This window comes from Cognatiluteimonas telluris (assembly GCF_011320095.1).
GTDB classification, from domain to species: Bacteria; Pseudomonadota; Gammaproteobacteria; order Xanthomonadales; family Xanthomonadaceae; genus Cognatiluteimonas; species Cognatiluteimonas telluris.
Map to the genome: position 1 here is coordinate 91,240 of NZ_JAANOY010000006.1, position 10,126 is coordinate 101,365.

Below are 10,126 nucleotides of genomic sequence, written 5' to 3' on the forward strand. Positions count from 1 at the left end.
GGGGGAGCCTACCGATCCAATGCTTAACTCCTCGTTGCGTCCGGTGAAAAAAGGCGTGCCGCTGCACGTCAAGGTCCTGCTGGGTTTCGTGCTCGGCGCGCTGCTCGGATTGGCCGCCCACGTCTACGGCGCCGACGCGCCTCTGACCGAGGCCGTGATCGCCTACGGCACCAAGCCGCTGGGGCAGATCTTCCTCAACCTGCTGTTCATGCTGGTCATCCCGCTGATGTTCTCGGCGCTGGTGCTGGGCGTGGGCGAGCTGGGTGACATCGCCAGCCTCGGGCGGCTGGGCTGGAAGACGCTCACCTACACCGCGGCGGTGACCGGCATGGCGGTCGCGATCGGCCTGGTGATGGTCAACCTGCTGCAGCCGGGCCTGCACATGGATCCGGCGCTGGTCGAGCAGGCGATGGCCAGCAATGCGGCCAAGGCGGGCGACATCGTCACCAGCGGGCGGCACCTGGACGCGATGCAGCTGCTGGTCAACATCGTGCCGCATAACGTGTTCGCCGCGGCGGTGGACGACAAGCAGATGCTGGGCGTGGTGTTCTTCGCACTGATGGTCGGCATCGGCCTGGTGCTGACGCCGAGCCCGGCGACGGCGGCGTTCAAGCACGCGTTGCAGGGGCTGTTCGAGATCGCCATGCGGCTGATCGGCCTGATCATCCTGCTGGCGCCCTACGCGGTGGCCTGCTTCATGTTCACCCTGTGCGCGCAGCTGGGCTGGGACGTGATCGTCGGCCTGAGCTGGTTCGTGGTCACCGTGGTGGTCGCGCTCGGGTTGCACATGTTCGTGGTGCTGCCGCTGTGGGTGCGCTTCATGGGCGGCATGCCGGTGCGCACGTTCTTCCGCGGCAGCCAGGAGGCGACGCTGACCGCATTCGCGACCGCATCGTCGACGGCGACCTTGCCGGTGACGCTGCGCGTGGCTGAAGAAAACCTGCAGCTGCCGCGCAAGGTGTCGCGCTTCGTGCTGACCGTCGGTGCCTCGGCCAACCACCATGGCACGGCGCTGTTCGAAGGCGTGACGGTGCTGTTCCTGGCGCAGGTGTTCGGCCTGCACCTGCCGCTGCCGGAGCAGCTGATGGTGCTGGCGCTGTGCATCCTTGGCGGGATTGGCACCGCCGGCATCCCGTCGGGCTCGCTGCCGGTGATCGCGATGATCTGCGGCATCATCGGCATCCGCCCGGAAGGCATCGCCATCATCATCGGCGTCAACACCTTCCTGGACATGTGCCGCACCGCGCTCAACGTGACCGGCGACCTCGCCACCGCGGTCGTCGTCTCCCATCGCAGCGGCGAGCGCGACATCCCGGTCGTGGACCTGGAGCGCGCGCAGGCGCAGGAAGACCTGTAGGCATCGGCTGCCGGCGGCGGTCGCGGCCGGCTAGATCTTGCTGTTCTGCAACGGGCGCTCGCGATGCATCAGCGTCCATTCGGCGTGCTCGGCCAGCGCGGCCTCGCCCAGCACGCGCAGGATCTGGCGCTTGGCCGCCAGGCTGGTCGAGGTCGACAGCCGATGGCGCGCCGCGGCGAAGATGTGCCCCATGAAGCGGTACTGCTTGATCAGCTCCTTGTCGGCCTTCTTGTACGCGTACGCCTCGTGCACGGCGACGGCGACCGACAACACGCCCATCATCGCCACCAGCAGGTTCTGCAGCGAGCCGTCGATGTGCCGCGCGGCGGCGGCCAGGACCGCGCTGATCGCGATGCCGATCCAAAGGCAGCCATCGGCGATCACGGTGTCGCGGCGGTGGAGCCGGCTGCGTCGCGCGGCGGTACGCGTGTAGTACTCCAGCTGTCCCGGCGACGTCGCGCTGCCGACCCACTCGTCGATCACCTGGTCCACCTGCCGTGGCCCCGTGTCCACCGGCGCCAGGATGCCGTCCAGGCTGGCGCCGCGCATCGCGTTGCGGATCCAGCCCAGTTCGACGTCCTGCTTCTGCAGGAAGTTGTCGTGCGCGAACGCCGGGGTGGCGATGTCGACGATGCCTGCCCGGCGCCAGAACGACTGCACGCGCAGCCCCTCGGCCAGCGCCCGGTAGTCGATGTATTGCCGGTGCCACTGCCGGCGCGTCGCGACGGCGGTGACGACGATGCCGGAGGCGAAGAACAGCAGGAACAGATACAGCATCGCGTCCTGGTTGGTGACGTCGGCATACAGCACGAACGAAAACCCCATCAGCGCCGCGAGCACATAAGTGACCAGCAGCACCTTGGCGATGCGCCGCTGGTAGGTGCGCGCCAGCCAGTCGGCGACCTCGAACAGGCCATCGATGGGGCATCCCGGCCGCTCGTCCGGCAACGCCTGCGGTGTCGAGCCGATCCGGTCGGCGTACTTAATCCAGTCCTGGTTGAATTCGCAGTGCCTGCGGAACATGGCATCGAACTCCGCCGGCATCCGCGCATGCGCGATGACGTCCTGGTCGCAGGTCAGCCAGCGGGCGCGCGGCGGATGCGCGCCGCTGGTGCCGTGGCGCAGCACCGGGATGTGGTGGACCAGGGTTTCCTCCCCCAACCCCAGCATCCCGAGCGCCGCGCGCCGGCGTTCGATCGGCACCGGCATCTCGCCGCGCAGGTGGAAGTCGACGACCTGCGCGGTGCCGCCGACGAGCTCCGACGGCTGCCCGTCCCAGAGCGCCAGCAGGATGTGGCAGTGGCTGGAAACGAAAATGCCCGCCTGCGCGTACTGCACGTCGCGCGCCGGGCCCGCACTGCCGATGGACGCGGCGCTTGCACCGGGCGCCAGCGGCAACTCCAGCACGTCGACCTGCTGCAACTGCTCGTCCAGATGGCGCAGGGTGGCGCAGGTGCTGAAGTCGTCGCGGAACAACGATGGCGGCAGCGGCAGCGGCGCCACCACGCGCAAGCCCATTTCGAGCGCGACATCGGTCACCAGCTGGTCGCTGCCTTCGGCCAGGGACGACAGGACGCTGATCGGCAGGTCGGGATAGCGCGAGCGCAGGTCCTGGAAAAACTCCCGGACCTGCGCCCGCAATGCGCCGGTGTCGCAATCGCGCAGGTTGCGGTGGCCGGTGACGCCGACGATCAGGGTCGAGGCGAGCAGCATGCGCGGGATCCGTCAGCGCGTGGGCTGGTTCCTGATCACCGGATCGCAGGCGATGGTGGTGTTCGCGGTCGAGTCCGTCACCTGGACCTTGAACGAGCCATCCAGCTCTGCGCTGCAGCTGTCATTGATCACCCGCGTGCGACCTGCGTTGCCGTGGGTGCTGAGCTGCGATTGCGGATCGTTCTGGAACGACAGGCAATCGCCGACGAACTGGTAACGGGTGTCGGTGGTGCTGGCGAAGGTGAGCGTGACCGCCGCATTGCCGCCGCCGACGCCGAAGACCACCGAGCCGTTGTTGCCTGGCTGGTTGCCGCCGGTATACAGGTAGCTGTAGGGCGCGCCGTTGGCCGCGGCGACATTGACCCAGCCGCCGCCGTTGCTGGACGAGTTGCGGACATCGAGGGTGACAGTGGTTGGATTGTTGGGCACGTCAGCACTCCAGTCATGACCATTACGGCCGGGGGATGGTGGGGGCGGGCCGGCGCGACGGCCCATCGCGCTGGGCCAATGCCACGGCGCGGGCGTCGTGCGGTGCGTGCGCGAACGCGACCAGCGGGACGAAGCCGGAAGCCTTCAACGTGGCCAGGTAAGGCGCCGCTTCGTCGTCGCGGCCCTGCGCAAGCAGCACCCGGACCAGCAGCTCGAGCCGGTTGAATGCAGGCGGCGTACCCAGACCGTCCCGCAGCAGGCGTTCGCAGCCCGCCCATGCCGCGCGTGCGGCTGCGGCGTCGTTGCGCGCCGCGTTGGCGTCGCCTTCGCGCAGGGCGCTTTCGGCCAGCAGCAGCCGCAGCTCGTCGGTGGGATGGCCGGTCCAGGCCGGCACGATCAGCGTGCGTGCCTCGTGCGCCAGCGCAAAGGCCTGGGCGGGATTGGATTGCGTTTCCAGTTGCGAACGCAGCAGCAGGTTGGCGGCCAGCGAGCGCAGGAAGCGCAGGTCATCGGGCTGCGCCAGGTAGGCGGCGCGCAAGGCACCTTCCGAGTCGCGCGCCAGCCGCGCGGCCAGCGCGGGATCCTCGGCGGCCAGCAACGGCGCCTTCTGCGAACGGCTCAGTGCACTGAAATGCTGCCAGGACACGTTCTTTGGATCAGCCGCGGCCAGCTGGTCGGCCAGGGCAATGGCCTGGTCGAGATTGCGGCGGGCCGCGGCGGTTTCGCCGCGCGCGATCTGGGTCTGGACCAGCAGGACCTGCGCATTGAGCCAGTTGGTCTTCCAGATGGCGTTGTCGGGTTCTTCGGCGCGATTGCGCGCCGACAGCGCCACCTGTTGCCGGAAGCGCGATTCCGCCTCGGCCAGGCGGCCGTCGTCCTTCGCCAGCGAGCCCAGGAACGAGGCGACGTTGGAGGCGGTATCGCGCAACCCGCGGTCGTGCGGATGCCAGCGCATCCATCGCTGGTACAGCGCCCACTCCTTGCGGAATGCCGCCTCGGCCACGCGGTGCTGGCCCCGGCTCATCGCCAGCGTGGCGAGGTTCTCCTGCCCGTACGCGACTTCCTGCTGCCAGGCGAAATTGCCCGGGTCCATCGCCGCCAGTTTCAAGGCGCTGTCGCGATAACGGGTGAGCCACAGGCCCGCCTCGTCGTACAGCCCCTTGCGCCAGTACACCAGCCCGACCCAGTACTCGGCCTGCGCGCGGTCGAACAGCCGCTGGCCGTTGCCGGGATCGCGTTCGACCAGCGCGTGGCTGCGATCGTAGGCCTCGCGGAAGGCGTCCATCGCCTGGGCATATTTGGCTTCGTCCAGGCGCACCTGGCCGATGCCGGTGAGCGATCGCGCCTGGGCCTCGAGCGAGCGATCGCTCAGGTCGCGTGGATCCAGGGTGGCGAAGTAACCCGTCGCCTTGTCGTCGACCGCCCGCATCAGGTCCAGGCGGCCGACGGTGGTCAGCTTGTCGCGCAGGTCGCCGAGCATGAAGCCGAGCAGGTCCTCGGCCTGCGCCTGCCGGCGCTGCGCATCGTTGCGCGCCACGTAGGCGGTGGCCGCCAGCGCGATCGCGACCGTCATGCCGGCGATCGACGCCGCGGTGACGGCGAGCAGGCGGCGGTGCCGGCGTTGCGCCTCGCGCCGGGCCAGGGCGTCGTAGCTGACGCCCAGCAGGCCGGCCACCAACCGCAGGAACGCGCGCTCGCGGCCGTCGCCCTGCAGCCGCGCATCGGCCGCCAGCGGTTCGGCCGGCGTGCCATCGGGGCCCGGAGCGACCAGCGCGGGCGGAAAGCAGGCATCGGCGCCGCTGCTGGCCGGATCGCCGGCGACCACGAAACACGCGATCCGGTCGCCGCGCCCCAGCGCCTGGAAGGATTCGACTTCGCGGTTGGCCCAGCGCGAATGCGCCGCCGCCGGAGAGCAGATGACGACCAGGGCGGCAGATTCCTGCAGCGCCTCGCGGATCGTCGCGCCCAGGTCGCCGGCGGTGGGCAATTCGTCGCGGTCGCGGAACACGGTCCCCAGGCGTGGACCGATCGGGCCGTCGGGACCCGGCGTCCCCACCAGCGCCGCCGGCACGCGATACGCCTCCAGCCGCCGATGCAACCATTGCGCCCATCGCGAGTCGGCATGGCTGTAGCTGAGAAACGCTGCGTAATGCATGCGCACCTCCCCGGCGCCGGGTCACGCAAAGGGTACGCCGCCACCCGCCGCCACCGGCCACGATTTTGCGCTCCCGGCCAGCCGCTTTCCGCGTGCGCGCAGGCGTGCGCGCAGACAGGTTGGCGCGCGTCCCGGCGCGCCGCAGCGCCGGGGGACCGGATCCGGGCCGCAGCTCGGCGGCCTGCCGCGCCGCCGGCCTGCGCGACAGCCCCCGGACCGGATGGGACAATAGGCCCGCCCGCGGTTCGCCGGGCGCCTCCTGACGGTTCCCATGACGACGCCTGCTTCCAAGCAACCCGGCCGCCGCGACCTTGCCAACGCCATCCGTTTCCTCGCCATCGATGCGGTCGAGGCCGCGAAGTCCGGCCATCCCGGCATGCCGATGGGCATGGCGGACATCGCCGAGGTGCTCTGGAACGACTACCTCAACCACAACCCGGGCAACCCGAAGTGGTTCAACCGCGACCGCTTCATCCTGTCCAACGGCCACGGCTCGATGCTGCAGTACGCGCTGCTGCACCTGTCCGGCTACGACCTGCCGCTGGAGGAACTCAAGCACTTCCGCCAGCTCGATTCGAAGACCCCCGGGCATCCGGAAAACTTCATGACCCCGGGCGTGGAAACCACGACCGGCCCGCTCGGCCAGGGCTTCGCCAACGCCGTCGGCATGGCGATGGCGGAGAAGCTGCTGGCGCAGCGCTTCAACCGGCCCGAGCTTGCGATCGTCGACCACCGCACCTGGGTGTTCATGGGCGACGGCTGCCTGATGGAAGGCATCTCGCATGAAGCCGCCTCGCTCGCCGGCACCTGGGGCCTGAACAAGCTGGTCGCGTTCTGGGACGACAACCGGATCAGCATCGACGGCGACGTCGCCGGTTGGTTCACCGACGACACTCCGGCGCGGTTCGAGGCTTACGGCTGGAACGTCATCCGCGGCGTCGACGGCCATGACGCCGACGAGATCAAGACCGCGATCGAGACCGCGATGAAGTCGGCAGACAAGCCGACGCTGGTGTGCTGCCGCACCACGATTGGTTTTGGCTCGCCCAACAAGGCCGGCAAGGAGTCCAGCCACGGCGCCGCGCTGGGCAAGGACGAGGTTGCCGCCACCCGCGCCGCCTTGAACTGGCCGCACGCGCCGTTCGAGATCCCGGACGACATCCGCCTGGCGTGGCGCGCACGCGATGCGGGCCTGGTCCGCGAACACCAGTGGGGCCAGCTGTTCGACCTGTATGCGTCGCGCTATCCGGAACTGGCCGATGAGCTCGTCCGTCGCTCGCGCGCGCAACTGCCCGACGACTTCGCCACCGCCGCCGACGCGTACGTTGCCAAGTTGCAGGCCGACGGCCCGGTGGTCGCCTCGCGCAAGGCCTCACAGATGGCGATCGAGACCTTCGCACCGCTGCTGCCGGAACTCATCGGCGGCTCGGCCGACCTCGCGCATTCCAACCTGACGCTGTGGAAGGGCAGCAAGTCCGTCGCCAGCGAGGACGCCGACGCCAACTACGTCTATTACGGCGTGCGCGAATTCGCGATGACCGCGATCAGCAACGGGCTGGCGCTGCACGGGTGCTTCATCCCCTACGACGCGACGTTCCTCGTCTTCAGCGACTACGCGCGCAACGCGGTGCGCATGAGCGCGCTGATGGGCGCGCACGCGATCCACGTGTACACGCACGATTCGATCGGCCTGGGCGAGGACGGCCCGACCCACCAGCCGGTCGAGCACCTGGCCTCGCTGCGCTACATCCCGCACAACGACGTCTGGCGTCCGTGCGATGCGGTGGAGTCGGCGGTGGCGTGGCGGGCGGCGATCGAGCGTCGCGACGGCCCCAGCTGCCTGGTGTTCTCGCGCCAGAACCTCGCCCACCAGCCGCGCAGCGAGGCGCAGCTGCACGACATCGGCCGCGGTGGGTACGTGCTGCGCGACAGTGTTGGAGCGCCGACCCTGATCCTGATCGCGACGGGCTCGGAAGTCGGCATCGCGATGCAGGCGGCCGCGCAGCTGGGCGACGGCGTGCGCGTGGTGTCGATGCCGTCGAGCGACGTGTTCGATCGGCAGGAAGCGGCGTACCGCGAATCGGTACTGCCGCGCGCCTGCCGCAGGCGCGTCGCGATCGAGGCCGGCGTCAGCGATTTCTGGCGCAAGTACGTCGGCCTCGATGGCGCCGTCGTCGGCATCGACGGCTTCGGCGCGTCGGCACCGATCGAGGCGCTGATGCCGCACTTCGGCTTCACCGTCGAGCGCGTGGTCGCGACGGCGCGGTCGCTGGCGTGAGCCGGTTGCCCGGGCGATGAGTGCAAGCGCGCGGGCCGGGACACGTCTGCCGCGCGCGTTCTACCGGCGCGACCCGCGCGAGGTCGCGCCGGACCTGCTCAACAAGGTCCTGGCTTCGGCCGACGGCCGCCGCGCGCGGATCGTCGAGACCGAAGCCTATTGCGGCCCGATCGACGCCGCCGCGCACACCTTCCGTGGCCAGACCGCGCGCAACGCGGTGATGTTTGGCAAGCCGGGCCTGCTGTATGTCTATTTCACCTACGGCATGCACTTCTGCTGCAACGCCGTCTGCGGCGAGGAAGGCGAGGGCGTGGCCGTGCTGCTGCGTGCCGCCGAGCCGCTGGCGGGACTGGCGCTGATGCGCGAATCGCGGCCCGCGGCCCGGCGCGACCGCGAGTTGTGCAGCGGCCCGGCGCGGCTGTGCCAGGCGTTCGGCATTGCGCGCGCGCAGGACGGCGTGGATCTCGTCACCGGCACGAGCGGCTTCAGCATCGTCGACGACGGCACGCCGCCGCCGGAAGAGCCCATCGTCACCACCCGGGTCGGCATCCGCCACGCCGCCGAGGAGCCGTGGCGCTGGTACGTGGCGGGCAACCCGCACGTCTCCAAGCGCTGAGCATTGCTGCCGTGGGAGCGGCTTCAGCCGCGAGGTCGCGTAGCGTCCACCCGGGCGCCGCCCGCAATCCACCCGCTCCCGATGCGCCAGCCACAAGCCCGCGACGGCCACCGCGTGCCCGCTTGACACTGTCGATTACGCATGTAATCTAGGCAAAAGTTTACGGGTGTAATCGATGCAGATCAGCGAAGCCGAATCGGCGGTGATGGACGTGCTCTGGCGCGCGTCGGCGCAGCGGGGCGAGCCGTTGGCGGCCGAGGACGTGGTCGCCGCGCTGGCGCAGTCGCGCCAGTGGCAGGAGCCGACCATCAAGACCCTGCTCAACCGCCTGTTGAAGAAGGGCGCGATCCGCGCCAGCAAGGACGGACGCCGTTATCTGTACACGCCCGTGCTCAAACGCCAGGACTGGCTGCTCGGCGAAAGCCAGGGCCTGCTCGAGCGCCTCTTCGACGGCCGCGTCGCGCCGCTGGTGGCGCACTTCAGCCAGCACCGCAAGCTCAGTCCCAAGGACATCGCCGAACTGCGGCAACTGCTCGACGAGCTGGATGATGACCATGCATGAGCTGATCTCCGCGTTGCCGCGCGTCCTGGTCGCCACGACGCTGTCGTCGAGCTTCGCGATCGCCATCGTGCTGCTGCTGCGCCGCGGCTTGCGCGCGCGCTGCGGCGCTGGCGTCGCCTATGCGGCGTGGCTGCTGGTCCCGATCGCGCTGGCCAGCGTGCTGCTGCCGCGCGGGGATGGCGAGGCCAGCGGCGCGGTCAACGCCGCGGTTGTCGTCGTCGCGCCGATCCGCGCCATCGCCAACACCTCCGGCAGTGTGGGTGCCAGCCATGGCCTTGCCGTGGTTGCGTGCTGGGGCGTGGGACTGCTGCTCGCCGCCGTGTGGCTGGCGTTCCAGCAACGCCGATTCGTGCGCCGCTTTGGATCGCTGCGCCGACGTGGCGATGGCGCCTGGCAGGCCGATGCCGTCGAAGGCCTGCCGGCGGCGGTGGGATTCCTGCGTCCCAGCGTGGTGGTGCCGGCCGATTTCGACCGCCGCTACACCCCGGCGCAACGCGCGCTGATGCTCGCCCACGAGCGCGCGCACATCGTCCATGGCGACCTGCAGGTGAATGCCTGCATGGCCGTGCTGCGCTGCGTGTTCTGGTTCAACCCGCTGGTCCACATCGCGGCGCGCGCGCTGCGACAGGACCAGGAGCTGGCCTGCGATGCGCGGGTGATCGCGCAACGCCCGGCGGGTCGCCGCAGTTACTGCGAAGCCATGGTCGCGTCCGGTCTGGCCGGCACCGCCTCACCCCTGGGATGCCACTGGGGCCTGCACCACCCACTCAAGGAGCGAATTTCCATGCTGACCAGACCCGCACCCTCTCAAATACAGCGCCGTTTCGGCATTGCCATCGTGATCGCGGCTTCGATGCTGACCGGCGTGGCCGCGTGGGCCTCGCAACCGGCGACCACACCGCCGACGCCGCCCGCCCCACCGCTGCCGCCCGCAGCCCCGATGCAGGTTGCCGCGGCGGGCGCTTTGCTGCCGCTGCCGGCGCTGGCCCCGATGCCCGCCTTGCCGCAAAGCAAAG

General features: G+C 69.8%; 8 protein-coding genes. 5 read left to right on the plus strand and 3 right to left on the minus strand.

The annotated features are described in order from the left end of the window. Positions 1-19: 19 nt before the first annotated feature. Positions 20-1,357 carry a dicarboxylate/amino acid:cation symporter gene (locus G7B67_RS05920; protein WP_166209388.1) on the plus strand — a complete coding sequence of 446 codons (1,338 nt, stop codon included), beginning with the start codon at positions 20-22 and terminating at the stop codon, positions 1,355-1,357. 30 nt (positions 1,358-1,387) lie between these two features. Here the strand turns inward: G7B67_RS05920 and G7B67_RS05925 are convergent, their stop codons facing one another. From G7B67_RS05925 to G7B67_RS05935, 3 genes are read right to left on the minus strand one after another with little or no spacing between them, the layout of a single operon-like run. Beyond that, positions 1,388-3,070, minus strand: coding sequence for a DUF4231 domain-containing protein (locus tag G7B67_RS05925; protein WP_166209391.1), 1,683 nt, complete (start codon positions 3,068-3,070; stop codon positions 1,388-1,390). A gap of 12 nt (positions 3,071-3,082) precedes the next feature. Further along, positions 3,083-3,499, minus strand: a complete 417-nt coding sequence (locus tag G7B67_RS05930) for a hypothetical protein (protein WP_166209394.1) — start codon at positions 3,497-3,499, stop codon at positions 3,083-3,085. 22 nt (positions 3,500-3,521) lie between these two features. Next, positions 3,522-5,654, minus strand: a complete 2,133-nt coding sequence (locus G7B67_RS05935; RefSeq protein WP_166209397.1) for a toll/interleukin-1 receptor domain-containing protein — start codon at positions 5,652-5,654, stop codon at positions 3,522-3,524. A gap of 271 nt (positions 5,655-5,925) precedes the next feature. Here G7B67_RS05935 and tkt point away from each other — a divergent pair, with 271 nt between their 5' ends. The 4 genes from tkt to G7B67_RS05955 all read left to right on the plus strand — a co-directional run. Then, complete coding sequence (gene tkt / locus G7B67_RS05940; protein WP_166209400.1) at positions 5,926-7,932, plus strand: transketolase; 2,007 nt, start codon at positions 5,926-5,928, stop codon at positions 7,930-7,932. Between the two features lie 16 nt (positions 7,933-7,948). Continuing rightward, entirely contained in the window at positions 7,949-8,548 is a 600-nt protein-coding gene (locus tag G7B67_RS05945) for a DNA-3-methyladenine glycosylase (protein ID WP_166209404.1), read from the plus strand. A 175-nt stretch (positions 8,549-8,723) separates the two neighbouring features. Continuing rightward, the gene (locus G7B67_RS05950; RefSeq protein ID WP_166209407.1) at positions 8,724-9,110 is read left to right on the plus strand and encodes a BlaI/MecI/CopY family transcriptional regulator; all 387 of its coding nucleotides are present in this window, start codon (positions 8,724-8,726) and stop codon (positions 9,108-9,110) included. Beyond that, a partial coding sequence (locus G7B67_RS05955) for a M56 family metallopeptidase (protein ID WP_243412267.1) occupies positions 9,103-10,126 on the plus strand: 1,024 nt, incomplete at its 3' end. The genes G7B67_RS05950 and G7B67_RS05955, both read left to right, overlap by 8 nt.

What these genes read in the sequence shown, in the direction of transcription:
- G7B67_RS05920 (WP_166209388.1), top strand. Translation starts at nt 20, where the DNA reads ATGCTTAACTCCTCGTTGCGTCCGGTGAAAAAAGGCGTGCCGCTGCAC.
- G7B67_RS05925 (WP_166209391.1), bottom strand. Translation starts at nt 3,070, where the DNA reads ATGCTGCTCGCCTCGACCCTGATCGTCGGCGTCACCGGCCACCGCAAC.
- G7B67_RS05935 (WP_166209397.1), bottom strand. Translation starts at nt 5,654, where the DNA reads ATGCATTACGCAGCGTTTCTCAGCTACAGCCATGCCGACTCGCGATGG.
- tkt (WP_166209400.1), top strand. Translation starts at nt 5,926, where the DNA reads ATGACGACGCCTGCTTCCAAGCAACCCGGCCGCCGCGACCTTGCCAAC.
- G7B67_RS05945 (WP_166209404.1), top strand. Translation starts at nt 7,949, where the DNA reads ATGAGTGCAAGCGCGCGGGCCGGGACACGTCTGCCGCGCGCGTTCTAC.
- G7B67_RS05950 (WP_166209407.1), top strand. Translation starts at nt 8,724, where the DNA reads ATGCAGATCAGCGAAGCCGAATCGGCGGTGATGGACGTGCTCTGGCGC.